15 protein-coding genes are annotated in these 17,602 nt (G+C 70.2%); 9 read left to right on the forward strand and 6 right to left on the reverse strand.

Features of this window, described 5'->3' with window-relative positions; translation table 11 throughout:
• The first annotated feature begins 126 nt into the window (after positions 1-126).
• From thiS to ABTV91_RS15655, 4 genes are all read left to right on the forward strand, one after another.
• Positions 127-327: a sulfur carrier protein ThiS gene (gene thiS, locus ABTV91_RS15640; RefSeq protein WP_433852242.1), complete on the forward strand. Its 201-nt coding sequence runs from the start codon at positions 127-129 to the stop codon at positions 325-327.
• 129 nt (positions 328-456) lie between these two features.
• Positions 457-1,251 carry a thiazole synthase gene (locus ABTV91_RS15645; protein ID WP_433852243.1) on the forward strand — a complete coding sequence of 265 codons (795 nt, stop codon included), beginning with the start codon at positions 457-459 and terminating at the stop codon, positions 1,249-1,251.
• A complete protein-coding gene (gene trmB / locus ABTV91_RS15650) occupies positions 1,251-2,003 on the forward strand; it encodes a tRNA (guanosine(46)-N7)-methyltransferase TrmB (protein ID WP_433852244.1) in 753 nt (250 codons plus the stop codon). The genes ABTV91_RS15645 and trmB overlap by 1 nt, the downstream gene beginning before the upstream one ends.
• Before the next feature lie 216 nt (positions 2,004-2,219).
• Positions 2,220-4,067: an SLC13 family permease gene (locus ABTV91_RS15655; protein WP_433852245.1), complete on the forward strand. Its 1,848-nt coding sequence runs from the start codon at positions 2,220-2,222 to the stop codon at positions 4,065-4,067.
• A gap of 115 nt (positions 4,068-4,182) precedes the next feature.
• Here the strand turns inward: ABTV91_RS15655 and ABTV91_RS15660 are convergent, their stop codons facing one another.
• On the reverse strand, positions 4,183-4,524 hold the full coding sequence (locus tag ABTV91_RS15660) for a Rieske (2Fe-2S) protein (protein ID WP_433852246.1): 342 nt from the start codon (positions 4,522-4,524) through the stop codon (positions 4,183-4,185).
• Between the two features lie 169 nt (positions 4,525-4,693).
• On the opposite strand from ABTV91_RS15660, the gene ABTV91_RS15665 reads away from it, so the two are divergent.
• From ABTV91_RS15665 to ABTV91_RS15685, 5 genes are all read left to right on the forward strand, one after another.
• Entirely contained in the window at positions 4,694-4,975 is a 282-nt protein-coding gene (locus ABTV91_RS15665; protein WP_433852247.1) for a hypothetical protein, read from the forward strand.
• A gap of 228 nt (positions 4,976-5,203) precedes the next feature.
• Positions 5,204-5,911 (forward strand): fumarylacetoacetate hydrolase family protein, encoded by a 708-nt coding sequence (locus ABTV91_RS15670; RefSeq protein WP_433852248.1) that lies wholly within the window; start codon positions 5,204-5,206, stop codon positions 5,909-5,911.
• 54 nt (positions 5,912-5,965) lie between these two features.
• Positions 5,966-6,379, forward strand: a complete 414-nt coding sequence (gene mscL, locus ABTV91_RS15675; protein WP_433852249.1) for a large-conductance mechanosensitive channel protein MscL — start codon at positions 5,966-5,968, stop codon at positions 6,377-6,379.
• A gap of 326 nt (positions 6,380-6,705) precedes the next feature.
• On the forward strand, positions 6,706-8,121 hold the full coding sequence (locus ABTV91_RS15680) for a M28 family peptidase (protein ID WP_433852250.1): 1,416 nt from the start codon (positions 6,706-6,708) through the stop codon (positions 8,119-8,121).
• A 381-nt stretch (positions 8,122-8,502) separates the two neighbouring features.
• Entirely contained in the window at positions 8,503-10,143 is a 1,641-nt protein-coding gene (locus ABTV91_RS15685) for an NAD+ synthase (RefSeq protein ID WP_433852251.1), read from the forward strand.
• A gap of 94 nt (positions 10,144-10,237) precedes the next feature.
• Here ABTV91_RS15685 and ABTV91_RS15690 read toward each other — a convergent pair whose 3' ends face one another.
• From ABTV91_RS15690 to ABTV91_RS15710, 5 genes are all read right to left on the reverse strand, one after another.
• Entirely contained in the window at positions 10,238-11,068 is an 831-nt protein-coding gene (locus ABTV91_RS15690; RefSeq protein ID WP_433852252.1) for a TrmH family RNA methyltransferase, read from the reverse strand.
• Positions 11,069-11,083: 15 nt separating this feature from the next.
• Positions 11,084-12,586 carry an alanine/glycine:cation symporter family protein gene (locus ABTV91_RS15695; RefSeq protein WP_433852253.1) on the reverse strand — a complete coding sequence of 501 codons (1,503 nt, stop codon included), beginning with the start codon at positions 12,584-12,586 and terminating at the stop codon, positions 11,084-11,086.
• Between the two features lie 233 nt (positions 12,587-12,819).
• On the reverse strand, positions 12,820-13,356 hold the full coding sequence (locus tag ABTV91_RS15700; RefSeq protein WP_433852254.1) for a GNAT family N-acetyltransferase: 537 nt from the start codon (positions 13,354-13,356) through the stop codon (positions 12,820-12,822).
• A complete protein-coding gene (locus tag ABTV91_RS15705) occupies positions 13,349-16,474 on the reverse strand; it encodes an efflux RND transporter permease subunit (protein ID WP_433852255.1) in 3,126 nt (1,041 codons plus the stop codon). Before ABTV91_RS15705 ends, ABTV91_RS15700 begins: the two co-directional genes overlap by 8 nt.
• On the reverse strand, positions 16,471-17,541 hold the full coding sequence (locus ABTV91_RS15710; protein WP_433852256.1) for an efflux RND transporter periplasmic adaptor subunit: 1,071 nt from the start codon (positions 17,539-17,541) through the stop codon (positions 16,471-16,473). Before ABTV91_RS15710 ends, ABTV91_RS15705 begins: the two co-directional genes overlap by 4 nt.
• Between the last annotated feature and the right edge of the window lie 61 nt (positions 17,542-17,602).

Here is a 17,602-nt window from a genome sequence, read left to right on the forward strand (position 1 = left end):
GACGGACGAGGAAAGCGACAGCGTACGCCGCCGCACGGTGTTAGTTTTTCATTGCCCCACGGCGGGCTCACGCTGCACCGCCGCATCGGACTGGGATTTTCCACCCGCGCTGGCGAAAATGGCTGCATGAACATCCAGCTCAATGGCGAACCGCGCCCGTTCCCGACACCCCTGACCCTGGCCGGCCTGCTGGCGGCCGAAGGCCTGGCCGAGCGCCGGGTGGCGGTGGAGGTCAACGGTGAGATCATTCCCCGCGGCCGGCACGGTGAGTGGCAGTTGAACGAGGGCGACGTGGTCGAGATCGTGCACGCGCTGGGCGGCGGGTGATCTCTTGCCGCCGTAGGTATGGGGCTTGCCCCACACGGCCCCACCGGGAAAGCCTCATGCGGGGCAAGCGCCGCATCCACGAGGCAACGCCACGCAACGCCGCTTGCCATGATCGGCGATAATCGCCCCATGAATGCACACGCCCCCACCGATCCGCTGGTCATCGCCGGCAAGACCTATGCGTCCCGGCTCCTGACCGGGACCGGCAAGTTCAAGGATCTGGAAGAAACCCGCCTGGCCACCGAGGCCGCCGGCGCCCAGATCGTCACCGTGGCCATCCGCCGCACCAACATCGGCCAGAACCCGGGCGAGCCCAACCTGCTCGACGTGCTGCCGCCGGACCGCTACGCCATCCTGCCCAACACCGCCGGCTGCTACACCGCCGAGGACGCGGTGCGTACCTGCCGCCTGGCGCGCGAACTGCTCGACGGCCACAACCTGACCAAGCTCGAGGTGCTGGGCGACCAGAAAACCCTGTACCCGGACGTAGTGCAGACCCTCAAGGCCGCCGAGCAGCTGGTCAAGGACGGTTTCGAGGTGATGGTCTACACCTCCGACGACCCGATCCTGTGCAAGCGCCTGGAGGAGATCGGCTGCGCGGCGGTGATGCCGTTGGCCGCGCCGATCGGCTCGGGGCTGGGCATCCAGAACAGGTACAACCTGATGGAGATCATCGAGAACGCCAAGGTGCCGATCATCGTCGACGCCGGCGTCGGCACCGCGTCGGACGCCGCCATCGCGATGGAGCTGGGCTGCGACGGCGTGCTGATGAACACCGCCATCGCCGGCGCGCGCAACCCGGTGCTGATGGCCAGCGCGATGCGCAAGGCGGTCGAGGCCGGGCGCGAGGCCTTCCTGGCCGGCCGCATTCCGCGCAAGCGTTACGCGAGCGCGTCCTCGCCGGTGGACGGGTTGATCGGCTGATGACCAATCCCTTCGACAGCGCCGGCGCCAAGGCGCCGCCCAAGCCCTTCACCGTCACCGAAGGCCGCCGCGAGGTACGCAGCTTCGTGCTGCGCCAGGGGCGCTTCACCCCCGCCCAGCAGCGTGCGTTCGACGAGCGCTGGCCGCGTTTCGGCATCGACTTCACCGGCGAACCGCGCGACCTGGACGCCACCTTCGGCCGCAGTGCGCCCAGGGTGCTGGAGATCGGCTTCGGCAACGGCGCCGCGCTGCGTTACGCGGCCCAGTTCGACACGTCCAAGGATTACATCGGCATCGAGGTGCATGCACCGGGCGTCGGCCGCCTGCTCAATGCATTGGCCGACGACAATGCCGGCAACGTCAAGCTCTACCACCACGACGCGGTGGAAGTGCTGGAGAAGGAAATCGCCGACGGCGCGCTGGACGAAGTGCGCATCTACTTCCCGGACCCGTGGCACAAGAAGCGCCACAACAAGCGCCGCCTGGTGCAGCCGGCGTTCGCGGCGCTGCTGGTGCGCAAGCTGCGCCCGGGCGGACTGCTGCACTGCGCGACCGACTGGGAGAATTACGCCGAGCAGATGTGGGACGTGCTCGACGCCACCGACGGGCTGAGCAACCGCGCCGGCCCCCGTGGCAGCGTGCCGCGCCCGGACTGGCGCCCGCAGACCCACTTCGAGACCCGCGGCCAGAAACTCGGCCACGGCGTCTGGGATCTGCTGTATGACAGGCAGGGAACGGGAGCCGGGGACTAAGGGAATGTTGCCTTCACGCACAAGCGCATCCGGAGACAGCGCCAGGCGTCTGGTGCGCAAGGCCGCTCCCTCCCGCAATCCCCGGCATGCAGCCTCCACCCGACGCCGGATGGCACGTGCCGCCCTCCATCCCGCCCCGGGGACCGGCAGCGGGGGTTCGCCGGCCGAACCCGCCACGCGCGCTCCCCGCCTCCCCGTTTCCGCCTCCCAGCCCTGATGGATACCGCCCTCACGCTGACGACCGACATGAAGCTCGTCCTCGGGCTGGTCGGCTTCACGATGGCGATGTTCCTGTTCGAGCGCATCCGCGCCGACGTGGTGGCGCTGGTGGTGATGGTGGTGCTGGGCGTCACCGGCCTGATCGCGCCGGAGGAAATCTTCGGCGGCTTCTCCGGCAACGCGGTGATGAGCATCATCGCCACCACCATCCTCGGCGCCGGGCTGGACCGCACCGGCGCGCTGAACCGCCTGGCCGGCTGGCTGCTGCGGCGCTCGCACGGGCTGGAGCAGCGCCTGCTGCTGCTGACCAGCGCCACCGCCGGCTTCAATTCCTCCTTCATGCAGAACCCGTCGGTGATGGCGCTGTACCTGCCGGTCGCCTCGCGGCTGGCCTCGCACACCGGGCTCACCCTCAAGCGGCTGCTGCTGCCGATCACCGCCGCCATCGTGATGGGCGGCGGCCTGACCATGGTCGGCAACTCGCCGCTGATCCTGCTCAACGACCTGCTGATCTCGGCCAACAACAACCTGCCTTCCGGCACCGCCACCATCGAACCGCTGCGCATGTTCGCGCCGCTGCCGATCGGCGTGGCGCTGCTGGCCGCCTCGCTGCTGTACTTCCGCTTCTTCGGCGACCGCAAACTGTCGCGCGGGGACGGCAGCGACGGCGACGGCCAGACCCCGGCGCGCACCGAGAGCTACTTCGCCAAGGCCTACGGCATCGAGGGCGAGGTGTTCGAGCTGGCGGTGACGGCCGAAAGCCCGCTGGTCGGCATGACCGTCAGCGAGGTCGAGAACCTGTTCGACGCGCCGCTGCTGCTGGCGCTGAAAACCGGCAACGACACCCGCCTGGCGCCGCCGGCGGACCTGCGCATCTGGGTCGGCAGCGTGATCGGCGCGATGGGCCCGCGCCAGCAGGTGGCCGATTTCGCGCAGAACCAGTTCCTGCGCATGTCATCGCGCCTGCGCAACCTCGGCGACCTGTTCAATCCCAGCCGCGCCGGCATTTCCGAGGCGGTGATCCCACCGACCTCGAAGCTGATCGGCAAGACCGCCGGCCAGCTGCGCCTGCGCAAGGAGCGCGGCATCAGCCTGCTGGCGATCAACCGCGACAAGCAGGTGATCCGCGAGGACGTGCGCAACGTGGCGCTGCGCGCCGGCGACATGCTGGTGTTCCACAGCATCTGGCAGGACCTGGCCGCCGCCGCCGAGAGCCGCGATTTCGTGGTGGTCACCGACTACCCGAAGGGCGAGCAGCGCCCGCACAAGTTCAAGATCGCCATGGCGATCTTCGCCCTCACCATCATCATCGCGCTGACCTCGCACCTGCCGGTGGCGCTGACCCTGCTCACCGGCGTGGCCGGCATGCTGCTCACCGGCGTGCTGCGCATGGACGAGGCCTACGCGGCGATCAACTGGAAGACCATCTTCATGATGGCCGGGCTGATCCCGCTGGGCTGGGCGATGGATTCCAGCGGCGCGGCGGCCTGGGTCGCCGGCCACACCATCGACAAGCTGCCGGCCGGCATCCCGATCTGGACGCTGGAGCTGGCGCTGGCGGTGCTGACCACCGCCTTCTCGCTGGTCATCAGCCATGTCGGCGCGACCATCGTCACCGTGCCGATCGCGGTCAACCTGGCGCTGGCGGCCGGCGGCAATCCCACCGCGTTCGCGCTGATCGTGGCGCTGTCGGCGTCCAACAACCTGATGACCGCCTCCAACCCGGTGATCTCGATGGTGATGGGCCCGGCCAAGTACACCCCGCGCGAGATGTGGCGCGTCGGCGGGCCGCTGTCGCTGATCTACACCGTGGTCGTGGTGGTGATGGTCAACATCATGTTCTGAGGCACCACCGCAGGAGCGCACTTGTAGGAGCGCACTTCAGTGCGCGATGGGGCTTTCCCGGTAGAGCCCTTCGCGCACTGAAGTGCGCTCCTATATGGGAGCCGGCAGCAATCGTTCAGCCAAGCAGCACCCTGCCGTCCTCGACCCGCACCGGCACCGTGCGCAGCGCATCGCCCTTGCACGGACCGGACACGCAGGTGCCGCCCTGCAGCTCGAACGCGGCGCCATGCACCGCGCAGACCAGATGGCCCTCGCGGCTCTTGAGGAACTGCCCCGGCGCCCAGTCGAGATTGCGGCCGGCATGCGGGCAGACGTTGAGCCAGGCACGCACATGGGCGCCGTCGCGATGGAGGATCACCGGTTCGGCGTCGCCCTCGATCACCGCCTCCACCGAATGGAAACCTTGGTCGGGCAAGGCATCGAGCCGGGCCAGCTCGACGGCGGAAGACGCGGACATGGACATCGCGGGGCTGCGTAATAAAGGCGGGAGAGGCGATTGTCGCACGCCCGTACTGCCCGCCCCGCCGCGGTCCTGCATGAATGCGCGGCCGCATTTAACGACAAATTCACTCATCGGCCGGCATCGCCCCCGATACTGCCGCCAGCCAAAACGTCATACCACCGACATGCAGATCCGTTATTTCCAGTTCGCCAACCTCCGCAACCTGTTCGCGCCGCGCAAGCCGCGCAACCCGTTGCTGCGGATCGCGCTGGGCCTGCTGGGCCTGGCGATCCTCGCGGTGATGATCGTCGCCGGCGTGTTCGTCGGCGCGGCGATGATCCTGGTCGGCCTGACCTGGAAGCTGCTGGCCGCGCGCAAGGCGCGTGCCGCGGGCAAGGTCGCCGGCAACGTGATGGACGGCGAGTACCGCGTGGTGCGCAAGCCGGCGCTGCCGCACGCCCACTGACGCCGGTTTCCCGGCAACGATTTACCGCGCAGCGCCCGGCCATCGGCCGGGCGCGCTGCATTTGGCCGGAGGGACAGCACCCGCCGGTGGCCTCACCGCTTTCGCGCAGCCCCCGCGCGTTGGTCCTGCGGACCACCGTGCGCCCTGCTCCGCTTTCGCGTCACGACACTACCGGCCCGGCGGCGGCGTCCGGCATCATGGCGCCTGCCCCTGTTTTCCGGACGCCCCATGACCGACCTGATTCCCACCCCGCCCGTTCCGCGCATCCCGGTGGCCGGCGGCGGCACCTTCCCGGTGCGCCGCATCTACTGCGTGGGCCGCAACTTCGCCGACCACGCGCGCGAGATGGGCGCCAACGCGCCGGCCTCGGCCGCCGAACGCGGCCAGCCGATGTTCTTCATGAAACCGGCCGACGCCATCGTCACCGGCGACGCGCCCGTTCCGTATCCGTCCGCCACCTCCGATCTGCATCACGAAGTCGAGCTGGTGGTCGCGCTCGGCCAGGACGCGCCGGCCGGCGTGCTGGCCGTCGAGCAGGCGATGTCGCTGGTGCTGGCCTACGGCGTGGGCCTGGACCTGACCCGCCGCGACCTGCAGGCCGCCGCCAAGGCCAAGGGCGGCCCGTGGGATATCGCCAAGGGCTTCGACCATTCCGCGCCGGTCAGCGAACTGGTGCCCGCCACGCAGGTGGGCGAGCTGGCGCCGCTGGAACTGTCGCTGGAGATCAACGGGCAGGTGCGGCAGCGCTCCACGCTGGACAACATGATCTGGAACGTGCCGGAAATCCTGCACGAGCTGTCCAGGCTCTACGCGCTGCGCGCCGGCGACCTGGTGTTCATGGGCACGCCGGCCGGCGTGGCCGCGCTGCAGCCCGGCGACCGTTTCAGCGCGCGACTGGGCGGCATCGCCCGCTGCGACGGCATGATCGCCGGATGACGGACGCCGGCGTACCCTGTGCTGGCCTTCCCTTCACGCATACAGGAGAAACACATGGGAATGATCAGTGAGTTCAAGGAATTCGCGATGCGCGGCAACGTCATCGACCTGGCGGTCGGTGTCGTGATCGGCGGCGCGTTCGGCAAGATCGTCACCTCGCTGGTGGACAAGGTGATCATGCCGCCGATCGGCTGGATGATCGGCAGCGTCGACTTCTCCAAGCTGGCCTGGACGCTGGCGCCGGCCCGCGTGGCCGCCGACGGCACCGAGATCCCGGCCGTGGTGATCGGCTACGGCGATTTCATCAACACGGTGGTGCAGTTCGTCATCGTCGCCTTCGCCATCTTCATGCTGGTCAAGGTGGTCAACCGCCTGTCGCGCAAGAAGGAAGAAGCGCCCGCCGCGCCGGCCGAGCCGAGCGAGGAAGTGCTGTTGCTGCGCGAGATCCGCGACAACCTGAAGAAGTGATGCGGGCCCTCTCCCTTCGGGGAGATGGCGCACTGCGCGCCTGCGGTTGAGCGCCCACGCCGCTGGCATGGGCCGGGGGGCGGAACGAGGGGTTGGGACGAGGGTCGGGCAGAGCCTCGCGCTTCGCTAGCACACGGTTCCGCCCTGACCCGCGTCCGTGCGCTTTCGCGCCACCTGCATCCGGCAACCTGGCGACGCAGCCGGGCGATCCTGTCGGGCTGTCTCCCTGAGGGAGAAGGCAGAACGGCAACGCCGGTGACCTCCAGCACGGTCCCACCGAAAGCCGCTGGCGTATGCTCGCGGCTTTCCCGTTCCTGGAGCCCGCCATGCGCCGTCTCGCCTTCGCCATCGCCGCCGTGCTCGCCTGCGCCGGCGCGCAGGCCGCCCCTACCCGCATTCCCGAGCAGGCGCTGGCCCAGGCCGCGGAACTGCGCGAACAGGCGCTGGCCGACGACACCGGCTGGAAGGTGGTCGAATCGCTGACCACCGAGGTCGGCCCGCGCCTGGCCGGCAGCGAGGCCGACGCGCGCGCGGTGGAATGGGCCAAGGCCAAGTTCAAGGCGCTGGGCTTCGACAAGGTGTGGACCGAGCCGGTCACCTTTCCCAAGTGGGAGCGCCGCAGCGAGCACGCGCAGGTGCTGGGCGCGCACGCGCAGCCGCTGGCGATCACCGCGCTGGGCGGCAGTCCCGCGGGCACCGCCGAGGGCGAGGTGGTGCGCTTTGACAGCCTGGAAGCGCTGAAGGCCGCTCCGGAAGGCTCGCTGGCCGGCAAGATCGCCTTCATCGACTACCAGATGACGCGCAGCCGCAGCGGCGAGGACTACGGCATCGGCGGCACGGTCCGCAGCCGCGGCCCGTCCGAGGCGATCCGCAAGGGCGCGGTGGGCTACATCATGCGTTCGGCCGGCACCGACTCGCACCGCGTGCCGCACACCGGCATCACCCGCTTCGACGAGGGCCTGACCCCGGTGCCGTCGGCGGCGCTGTCGGTGCCCGACGCCGACCAGCTCGCGCGGCTGGTCGCGCGCGGCCCGACCCGCATCCGCATGGCGCTGGACTGCGGCTGGGACGGCAGCTACACCTCGCAGAATGTCATCGGCGAGATCACCGGCCGCAGCCTGCCGAAGGAAGTGGTGGTGATCGGCGGCCACCTCGATTCCTGGGACCTGGGCACCGGCGCCATCGACGACGGTGCGGGCGTGGGCATCACCATGGCCGCCGGCCACCTGATCGGCCAGCTCAGGCAGGCGCCCAAACGCACCATCCGCGTGATCGCCTTCGCCAACGAAGAACAGGGCCTGCACGGCGGATTCGCCTACGCCGCCGCGCGCGTCAAGGCCAAGGAAGTCCCGCTGCAGCACATCGCCGCCGAGAGCGACTTCGGCGCCGGCCGCATCTACGCGTTCAACACCGGCTCGGGCAATCCCGCCGGCTCGCGCGAGGCCACCGCGCAGATCGCGCAGGTGCTGGCACCGCTGGGCATCGAGTACCGCCCCGACGAAGGCGGCCCCGGCCCGGACGTGGGTCCACTGGCGGCCAAGGGCGGCGCCTGGGCGTGGCTGGCGCAGGACGGGACCGACTATTTCGACCTGCACCACACCGCCGACGACACGCTGGACAAGATCGACCCGAAGGCGCTGGCGCAGAACGTGGCCGCCTACACCGTGTTCGCCTACCTCGCTGCCGAATCCGACGGCAGCTTCGGCAGCGAAGCCAAGGACGTGGTGCCGCCGAAGGAATAAGCGGCAGCGCAGGGCCACCGCAACGAAGACGCTCCACTGCGCGGAAGCGCCGCCAGGCGCTTCCGCTGCTCGACACGATCGCACCCCATAGGAGCGGCTTCAGCCGCGAAGGAGCGTTCGCGGTGAGATCCCATCGCGACTGAAGTCGCTCCTACGCACGCGGGGTACGGGCACCGCACGATCCCGCCGCGGAATCACCGCCGCGGCAACATTCAACTGCCGCCATCTGCGCACTCCTCCGTAGGAGCGGCTTCAGCCGCGAACGGGCTTTCCCGGTAAAGGCCCCTCGCGGCTGAAGCCGCTCCTACGAAAGCCGCTTTTCCTTCCTGCTCACCCGGGTCTGGGATAATGGCCGCCAACGCACCGCATGGCAGCCCTCTCATGACGTCCCGATCCCTTCGCATCGCCCTGGCGCAGTACGACTTCCCGGTCGGCGACGTGGCCGGCAACAGCGCGCGCATCGTCGAACTGGTGCAGGTCGCCCGCGACGAATACGGCGCCGACGTGGTGCTGTTCCCGGAACTGGCGATCAGCGGCTACCCGCCGGAAGACCTGCTGCTGCGCCCGTCCTTCCTGCGCGACTGCGAGCAGGCGGTCGCCCGCATCGCCGCGCAGGTGCAGGGCATCGTCGCCGTGGTCGGCTGGCCGCAGAGCACCGGCGCGGTGGTGTACAACGCCGCCAGCGTGCTGCGCGATGGCGCGGTCGCCGCCACCTACCGCAAGCGCGAGCTGCCCAACTACGCGGTGTTCGACGAACGGCGCTATTTCGACATCGACCCGGACGGCGGCAACTGCGTGTTCGAGGTCGGCGGGGTGAAGCTGGGGCTGCTGGTCTGCGAGGACCTGTGGTTCGCCGAGCCGCTGGCCGCCACCGTGGCCGAAGGCGCCGAGCTGGTGCTGGTCGCCAACGCCTCGCCGTACGAACGCGGCAAGCACGCCCAGCGCGACGCGCTGATGGCCGAACGCAGCCGCGACAGCGGCGCCGCCATCGCCTACGTCAACCTCGTCGGCGGGCAGGACGCGCTGGTGTTCGACGGCGCCTCGGTGGTGGCCGACGGCGACGGCACGGTGCACCCGGCGGCGCTGGCCTTCGCCGAGGAGATGCTGGTGGCCGAGTACGACGCCGACGCGCGCGCGTTCACGCCGCTGCGCTGGATCGACGACGGCGACGAGAGCATGGACGCGCTGGCCTGGCGCGCGGTGACCCGCGGCATCCAGGACTACTGCCGCAAGAACGGCTTCGGCAAGGTATGGCTGGGCCTGTCCGGCGGCATCGATTCGGCGCTGGTGCTGGCGCTGGCGGTGGACGCTCTGGGCGCGGACAACGTCACCGCGGTGGCTATGCCCTCGCGCTACACGGCAGGCCTGTCCAACGACCTGGCCGCCGAACAGTGCCGCGCCCTGGGCGTGAAGCTGGAGACGGTGCCGATCGAACCGGCCTTCCAGGGGCTGATGCAGTCGCTGTCGGCGATGTTCGAGGGCCAGGATGCCGACGTGACCGAGGAGAACCTGCAGTCGCGCAGCCGCGGCGTGATCCTGATGGCGCTGGCCAACAAGTTCGGCGGCCTGCTGCTGACCACCGGCAACAAGAGCGAATACGCGGTCGGTTACGCCACCATCTACGGCGACATGTGCGGCGGTTATGCGCCGCTGAAGGACCTGTACAAGACCGAGGTCTACGGCCTGTCCAAATGGCGCAATACGGTCGGCGGCGCGCCGGTGATCCCGCCGGCGGTGATCGCACGCGCGCCCTCGGCCGAGCTGCGCGAGAACCAGACCGACCAGGACTCGCTGCCGGCCTACGACGTGCTCGACGGCATCCTCTACCGCTACATCGACCAGGAACAGTCGCACGAGGACATCGTCGCCGCCGGTTACGCGCCGGAAGTGGTGGAACGCGTGCTGCGGCTGGTGCGCATCAGCGAATGGAAACGGCACCAGGCCGCGCCGGGGCCGAAGGTCTCGCGCCGCGCCTTCGGCCGCGAGCGGCGGTATCCGATCAGCAACGGTTACCGCGGCTGAAAGAGCCGCACACCGGTCATTCCGGTTGTGCCGGCCACTGGCCGGCAACGGCGCGGGTACGGATGGATGCGAAGCTGCCGGCCGACAGCCGGCATTACCTCTTTGCGCGCCAGCCCGACAGGAACACCGCCGTGGCGGCGGCCACGTTCAGGCTTTCCACCGCGCCGGTGCCGGGAATCGACAGGCGCAGGTCGCAGTTCTGCGCGAAGCCGCGGTCCATGCCCTCGCCTTCGGCGCCCATCACGTAGACCATGCGCGACGGCAGCGTCGCGGCGAACAGGTCCTGGCCGCCTTCCACCAGCGTCGCGGCCAGCGCAAAGCCGGCGTCGCGCAGCTGCGACAGCGCCTGCGGCAGCGCCGGCAGGCGCACCAGCGGCACCGCCTCGGCGCCGCCTTCGGCGACGCGGGCCGCTGCGCCGGACAAGCTCAGCGGCGACTCGGCCGGCAGCAGGATGCCGGCCGCGCCGAAGTGCGCGGCCGAACGCAGGATCGCGCCGAAGTTGTGCGGGTTGCCCACGCCGTCCAGCCACAGCGCCAGCGCCGGCCCGTCGCCGAGCGCGGCCAGCCAGGCGGCCAGCGGCTGCGGTTCGGCGCGCAGCACGTCGGCCACCACGCCCTCGTGGTGGGTGGTGGCGGCGAGCTTGTTGAGGTCGCCCTCGCCCACCACGCGATAGCCGACGCGGTTGGCCACGCACCACTTGAGCAGCGGCTGCAGCCGCGGGATCAGCGCCTCGGCCAGGTACAACTTGCGCAGCGCCTGCGGGCGCCGCGCGTGCATCGCCAGCACCGCGTTGACGCCATACAGGCGCAGTTCGTCGTTGCCGCGCACCGGGCCCTGGCCGTCGCCACGGCCGCCGGCGGGCGCCAGCGGCGTGGCACGCGGCGGGCGTGCGGAAGGACGGCGGTTGTTCCAGGGGCTGTTCACTGCAGTCGCGCTCGTTTACTTGTTGCCACGCCAGAAGTCGGCGTTCTTGATGCCCAGTGCATCGGGGTCGAATACCGGGTCCAGGCCCAGTTTCTTCTGCCGCTCGTAGTCGGTCAGGGCCAGCATCGCCGGCTTCTGCAGGATGAAGATGGCGATGACGTTGAGCCAGGCCATCAGGCCCACGCCGATGTCGCCCAGCGCCCACGCCATCTTGGCGTTGTGGAAGGCGCCGAACACCACCATGCCCATGATGCCCAGGCGCAGCAGCAGCGTGGCCGCCGGATGGGTGCGGTTGCTGCCGGCCAGGTAGGTCAGGTTGGTTTCGGCCATGTAGTAGTAGGCCATGATCGTGGTGAAGGCGAAGAAGAACAGCGCCAGCGCCACGAAGCCCGCGCCCCAGCCCGGCAGCACCGATTCCACCGCGGCCTGCGTGAACAGCGCGCCTTCGGAGGGCTGTACGCCCGGCACGCCGGTGACGATCGCCTCCAGCTTCTGCACGCCGCCCTCGGTGACCTCGCGGAACACGTTGTACATGCCGGTGGACAGCACCAGGAAGGCGGTGGAGGTGCACACCAGCATGGTGTCGAAGTAGATGGCGAAGGCCTGCACGTAGCCCTGCTTGGCCGGGTGCGAGACCTCGGCGGCGGCGGCGGCGTGCGGGCCGGTGCCCTGGCCGGCCTCGTTGGCGTAGATGCCGCGTTTCACGCCCCAGGCGATGGCCTGGCCGATGATGCCGCCGAACGCCGCATGCGCGCCGAAGGCGCTGGAGAAGATGTCGGCGAACATCGTCGGCACCTTGCTGGCGTTGAGCATCATCACCACGATGGCCATCAGGATGAAGCCCAGCGCCATGAACGGCACGATCACTTCGGCGAAGCTGGCGATGCGCTTGACGCCGCCGAAGATGATCACGCCCAGCAGCACCGCCACCGCGATGCCGATCCACAGCTTCATGCTGCCCGCGCCGCCCACCGAGGCGCAGGCGTCGGCGCCGGTGCACAGCACGTTGACCGCGCTGTCGGCGATGGCGTTGGCCTGCACGCCCGGCAGCAGGAAGCCGGCGGCGATGACCGTGGCCACGGCGAACGCGGCCGCGTACCACTTCAGGCCCATCGCCTTCTCGATGTAATAGGCCGGGCCGCCGCGGTAGCGGCCTTCGGCATCCTTGGTCTTGTAGATCTGCGCCAGCGTCGATTCGACGTAGGAGGTGGAGGCGCCGAGGAAGCCCATCACCCACATCCAGAAGATCGCGCCCGGGCCGCCGTAGGCGATGGCGGTGGCGACGCCGGCGATGTTGCCGATGCCCATGCGCCCGGCCATCGACATGGCCAGCGCCTGGAACGAGGAGACGCCCGCATCGGACTTCTGCCCGCGCACGGTGAGCCGGCACATCTCGGCGAAACCACGGATCTGCATGAAGCGCGTGCGCAGGGTGAACCACAGGCCCGCGCCCAGGCACATGAAGATGAGCGCATTGCTCCAGATGATGCCATTTACGAATTCGACGATGGATTCCACGCGGACTCCCGGGTAGCTGAAGGGAAAGCAGGCAAGCTGCCGATTCTTCCATGATTCCGCAGCGATAGGCAGATGGCGTATCCCCCGCCTTCCAGGCCGGGGACAACAAGGACGTCAGGGGGGTATAGCCGCCGGTTGTGGGCCGGGGCGGCGCCCCCGGCACGACCGGCCGACGCGGGTGCGCCCCCGACCTGCGGCGTCGCGGGCAAGCGGGCGGCGTCCGCTCAGGCGCCTCATCCACCCGCCGGCCACGCCCGCAGGCGGGCGAAGCAGCGCAGGTCGTGCAGCAGGCCGTCCTTGAGCACGGCCTGGCGTTCCAGGCCTTCCTCGGTGAAACCGGTCTTGAGCAGCACCCGCGCCGACGCGGGGTTGCCGGCCATGACCTGCGCCGCCAGCCGGTACAGGCCCAGTTCGTCCATCACCCAGGGCGCGAAGCCGGCCACCACCGCCGTCATGATGCCCTGCCCCCAGTGGCGCCGCCCCAGCCAGTAGCCCAGCGTGGCGCCGTGGCGGCGCTCGCCGCTGCCCGGCTGCACGCCGATGCCGCCGCAGGCTTCGCCGTCGATCTCCAGCGCGTATACCGGCCCGGACAGGTCCAGCACCCGCCCGGCCAGGAACGCCTCGCCGTCGGCGCGGGTGTAGGGATGCGGGAAGCGCGTGCTCAGCCCGCGCGAGACGTCCGCATCGTCGGCGTACCGCAGCAGCGACTCCAGGTCGCCCGGCCGCCAGCGCCGCAACCGCACCGCGCCGGCGGCGGGCGGCTCACGCATGCCCGCCCACCGAGGGCGTTTCGCACTCCTGCTTCGCCAGTTCGTTGGCCACCGTTTCCGGCGACTGCGTGTACGGCGCCAGCAGCGCGTAGAACGCCGGCACCACGAACAGCGACAGGAAGGTTGACACGGCGACGCCGAAGATGACCACGATGCCGATGGTGCCGCGGCTGGCCGAACCCGGGCCGCCGGCCAGCACCAGCGGCACCGCGCCGACCACGGTGGCGATGGAGGTCATCAGGATCGGGCGCAGGCGCACCGTCGCCGCCTCGACGATGGCCTGGTGCACGTTGCGGCCCTCGTCGCGCAGCTGGTTGGCGAACTCCACGATCAGGATGCCGTTCTTGGCCGCCAGGCCGACCAGCATGACGATGCCGATCTGGCTGAACAGGTTGAGCGTGCCGCCGCTGATGTACAGGCCGACGAAGGCGCCGAGCACGCCCAGCGGCACGGTGAGCATGATCACCAGCGGGTGGATGAAGCTCTCAAACTGCGCGGCCAGCACCAGGTAGACCACCAGCAGGGCCATGGCGAAGGTCAGCAGCACCGCGCTGCCGGCGCTCTGGTACTCGCGCGACTCGCCCTTCCAGTCGATCTGCGCGTACTCGGGAAGTTCCTCGCGCGCCACCTGCTGCACCCAGGCGATGGTCTCGCCCAGCGTGTGGCCGGGCGCGACGCTGGCGCTGATGGTGATCGAGCGCAGCCGGTTGAAGCGGTTCAGCGTGCCGGCTTCGGCCACCTCGCTGAGGCTGACCAGGTTGGACAGCGGCACCAGCTCGCCCGAACGCGCGCGCACCTGGATGGCGGCCAGGTCGGCCGGCGAGGCGCGCCCTTCGCGTCCGGCCTGCACCAGCACGTCATATTCCTCGCCGTTGTCGACGAAGGTGGTGACGCGGCGCGAGCCCATCATGGTTTCCAGCGCGCGGCCGATGTCGGTCACGCTCACGCCCAGGTCGGCGGCGCGCTGGCGGTCGATGTTGACCCGCATCTGCGGCCGGGTTTCCTTGTAGTCCGAGTCGGCGCCGACCAGGCCCGGGTAATCGGCCATGCGCGCCAGCAGGCGGTCGCGCCACTGCGCGATCTCGGCGTACTCCGGCCCGCCCAGCACCACCTGGAACGGCTGGCCGAAGCTGCGCACCAGGCCGCCGCCGACCTGGGTGCGCACGCGCACGCCGCTCAGGCCGTCCAGCTCCTTCTGCAGCGCGTTGGCGACATCGGCGGTGGCCTCCTGGCGCTGCCGCCACGGCTGCAGGAACACGCTGATGCGGCCGGTGTGCATTTCCTCGCTGTTGCCCCAGCCGCCGGGCACGCGCGGGTTGGCGCGCACGATCGGCTCTTCCGGGCCGACGAAGCGATCGACGATGCGTTCGACCTGCTGCACCTGGCCGACGGTGTAGTCGAAGCCGGCGCCTTCGGGGCCGTCGATCATGATCTGGAACGAACCGCGGTCCTCGGCCGGCGCCAGTTCCGAGGGCAGCAGCCGGAACAGGCCCCAGCTGGCGCCCAGCGCGGCCAGCATCACCAGCCCGAACACCCAGCTGCGCTGCACGTGGCGGTCCAGCACGCGGCCGTAGGCCGCCGCCACGCGCGCGAGCTGGCCGTCGATGAAGCGGTTGATGCGGTTGGGCCGGCGCTCGCTGTGCGGCCTGAGCAGCTTGGAGGCCATCATCGGCGTCAGGGTCAGCGCGACGAAGGCCGACAGCGCCACCGCCGCGGCCAGCGCCACCGCCAGCTCGCGGAACAGGCGGCCGGTGTTGCCCTCGAGGAAGCCGACCGGCAGGAACACCGCCACCAGCACCGCGGTGGTGGCGATCACCGCGAATGCCACCTGCGCGGTGCCGCGGCGCGCGGCGACCAGCGGCGGTTCGCCCAGGTCGATGCGGCGCTGCACGTTCTCCACCACCACGATGGCGTCGTCCACCACCAGGCCGATGCACAGCACCAGCGCCAGCAGGGTGAACAGGTTGATCGAGAAACCGAAGGCGAACAGCGCGATGAACGCGGCCACCAGGCACACCGGCACCGTCACCGCCGGGATCAGCGCCGCGCGCAGGCTGCCCAGGAACAGCCAGATCACCACCAGCACCAGGATCATCGCTTCCACCAGGGTGGCGTAGACGCGTTCCACCGCCGCCTCGATGAAGGTGGTGTTGTCGAAGGCGACGAAGATCTGCGTGCCGGCCGGCAGGGTCCTGGCGATGCGTTCGGCCTCGGCGCGGGTGGCGCGGGCCACGTCCAGCGCGTTGGCGGTGGAGGTCTTGACGATGCCCAGGCCGATGCCGGGCTCGCCGTTGCTGCGGTAATAGGCGCGACGCTCGGCCGAGGCCAGCTCGACCTTGGCCACGTCGCCCAGCCGCACCACGTAGCCGTCGCCGCCCTTGCCCAGCGGGATGCTGGCGAAGTCCGCCGGGGCCACGTAGCTGCGCTCCACGCGCAGGGTGAAGTCGCGGTCGGCCGATTCGATGCGGCCGGCCGGCAGCTCCACGTTCTCGTTGCGCAGCGCGCTCTCCACCTCGCCCACGGTCAGGCCGCGCGCGGCCAGCTGGTCGCGGTCCAGCCAGATGCGCATGGCGTAGCGCTGGCGGCCGCCGATGCGCACCTGGGCCACGCCGTCGATGCTGGAGAAGCGGTCGACCACGTAGCGTTCGGCGTAGTCGCTGAGCTCCAGCGTGTCCATCGCCGAGGAGCTCATGTTGAACCAGATGATCGGGTCGGCGTCGCTCTCGACCTTGGCGATCTCCGGCGGGCGCGCCTCCTCGGGCATGCGGTCGGCGACGCGGCTGACCGCGTCGCGCACGTCGTTGGCGGCGGCCTCGATGTCGCGGTTGGCGGTGAACTCGATGCTCACCGAGGCGCGGCCGTTGGTGCTGCGCGCGTTGATGGTGTCGATGCCCTCGATGCCGGCCAGCGCGTCTTCCAGCACCTGGGTGATGCGGCTCTCGATCACCGCCGCCGAGGCGCCGGTGTAATCGACCGACACCGAAACGATGGGCGGGTCGATCGCGGGCAGTTCGCGCAGCGTGAGGCGGTTGAAGGACATCACGCCCAGCACCACCAGCAGCAGGCTCATCACCACGGCCAGCACCGGCCGCTTGATCGAGAGATCCGACAGCTTCATTCGGCGGTGGCCTCGGCGGCCGGGGCGGCCTTGGCATCGTCGATGCGCAGGCCCGGGCGCAGCTTGCCGGTGCCGTCGACGACGATGCGCTGCCCGGCCTCCAGCCCGTCGACGATCTCGACCACGCCGGAACGGCGGGTGCCGGTCTTCACGTCGACGCGCTCGACCGTGGCGTCGTCCTTGACCCGGAACACGTAGGAATCACGCCCCACCTGCACCACCGCGATCTCCGGGATCACCAGCGCCTGCCGCTCGGGGCGGAACACGCGCACGTCCAGCAGCATGCCCGGGCGCAGGGCGTGGTCGGGGTTGGGGAAATCGGCGCGCACGGTGACCGCGCGGCTGCCCGGATCGACGCGCGCGTCGACCGTGCTGACCTCACCGTCGAAGCTGCGCCCCGGGTAGGCGATGCTGCTGCCGCTGACCTTGTCGCCGGGCCTGAGCGAGGCCAGCTCGGCCTCCGGCACCTGGAAATCGACATGCATGCGCGAAATGTCGTCGAGCGTGGCGATGACCGTGGTCGGCGTGACCAGCGAGCCGGGGCTGACCTGGCGGATGCCGAGCACGCCGGCGAACGGCGCCCGCACCTGGCGGTCGGACACGTCCGCGCGCATCTGCCGCACCCGCGCCTCGGCCGCGTCGCGGATCGACTTCTGGGTATCGAGGGTGGAGCTGGCGACCAGCTGCTGGGTGGCCAGCTCGCTCTGGCGGCGGTACAGGCGGTCGGCCTCGTCGAAAGTAGCCTGGGCCTGCGCCAGCGCGGCCTGCTGCGCGTCGATGCGCAGGGTCACCAGCGGCGCGCCGGCGGCCACTTCCTGGCCGCTGCGGAAATGCACCGCGTCGATGATCTCGCTGACCTTGGCGGTGACGGTCACCGACTCGCGCGCCTTGGCGGTGCCGATGGCCTGCAGGGTGTCGTTCCAGGCCGAATGCGCGACCACCTGGGTGGTGACCGGCACGGCGCCGCCCTGCGCGCGCGGCGCATCGCCCGTCCCGCGCCCGCAGGCGGCCAGGGCCAGCATCAAGACAGCGCCACCAGCGAAGGTGGCGGAAAAACGCCCCAACATACGCAATCCCGTCAGATACACGATCGGGCAGTCTAGCCGGCGCCGATGACAGTCCGGATGT

This window comes from Stenotrophomonas nitritireducens (assembly GCF_050984405.1).
In the GTDB taxonomy this organism is placed as follows: Bacteria; Pseudomonadota; Gammaproteobacteria; order Xanthomonadales; family Xanthomonadaceae; genus Stenotrophomonas; species Stenotrophomonas nitritireducens_B.